The organism is Actinosynnema sp. NPDC023658, from assembly GCF_040639995.1.
In the GTDB taxonomy this organism is placed as follows: domain Bacteria; phylum Actinomycetota; class Actinomycetes; order Mycobacteriales; family Pseudonocardiaceae; genus Actinosynnema.
The window spans coordinates 1-1,303 of the sequence record NZ_JBFAAX010001332.1; the positions used below are offsets into that span (position 1 = coordinate 1).

Sequence of the window (1,303 nt, forward strand, 5' to 3'; positions counted from 1 at the left end):
CCGGGCGAGCAGGTTTTCGATCTGAGCACGCAGACCGTCCGGCACAGCGACCAAGGCGGTCGAGTACAGCAGCTCGCGCAGCACCGGGTGGCGGAACGAGTAGCCCTCCGCCGCGCCGTTGGACCGGACCAAGCCGCGCCGGCTCAGCCCGCCCACCGCGGCGGAGATCTCCTCGCGGTTCATCTCGGTGACCTCGGCCAGCATGTCCTCGTCGAAGGTGTCACCGAGCACCGCCGCGGCGGACGCGACCGCGGACTCGGTCGGCGCCAGCGTGGCGAACTCCCCGATCACCAGCGCGCTCTGCTCGGTGAAGTCGTCCCAGCTGTGAGTGGGCCACCGCGCCTCGGGTTCCTCGCTGCGCTGCGCCAGCATCAGCAGGTACAGCGGGTTGCCCCCGCTGTCGCGGTGCAGCTGCTCCAGCCGGTCGTCGGGCCCCTCCTGGCCGAGGATCTCGGCGGCCTGGCCCACCGACAGCGCACCCAGCCGCACGCTCTGCACCGTGCCCAGTTCCACGCCGTGCGCCAGGGTGCTGCGCAGCTGCGGGGACGCCTGCCACGGCCGGTGCGCGATCACCAGCGCCAGTGCGGCGTCCACCGGCCACCGCACCAGGTACTCGATCAGCTCGGTGGAGTACTGGTCGGCCCAGTGGAAGTCGTCGAACACCAGCATCAGCTCTTCACGGGCGCAGTGGCCCAGCAGCACGCGCACGGCCTGGTGCAGCGGAACCCGTTGCCGCTTCGGGCGGTCGAGCACGGAGGTCGGGTCGACGGACACCTCCCGGAGCAGGGTCGCGGTGGGTGCCGGCAGGTCGGCCAGCACGCTGTCCGCCAGCCTGCTGGAGAAGACCTGGTTGAACGCGTGCAGCGGGACGTCCTGCTCCAGCTCGGTCCACCGGCCGCTCAGCACGGTGAAGCCCCGCAGCTCGGCTTCGCGGGTGAGGTCGGCGAGCAACCGCGTCTTGCCGGCCCCCTGCTCGCCCGCCACTTCGATGATCTTGCTGTTGCGGGGTCCGACCGAGTCCAGCGTGGTGATCAGGTCGTGCAACTCGGCGCGCCGCACACCCCGTTCGGCGAACTTCTTCGTGACCTTTCCCTTGTCGGGCATAAGCGGTTCCTCCCCCGTTGAGGCTGGCCTACGACACACCCTCTTCTCGCATGTTACCGAGAATTCCGGAAACGTCACGCGATATCACGACGTGGGACCCGCGCTGCTGCTCAGGGCTCGTGGACGTCGGCCACCGGCTGCCGTGACCTCGTTGTCCGTCAAGGCCGATCGCCCACCGCGCGGTGCGCCGACCTGCGGT

Annotated in this window: 1 protein-coding gene; it reads right to left on the reverse strand. The window is 70.2% G+C overall.

Going from position 1 to position 1,303, the window contains the following annotated elements:
* The coding region (locus AB0G02_RS40740) for an AAA family ATPase (RefSeq protein ID WP_360806057.1) at positions 1-1,104 on the reverse strand (1,104 nt) is incomplete at its 3' end.
* Positions 1,105-1,303 lie beyond the last annotated feature (199 nt).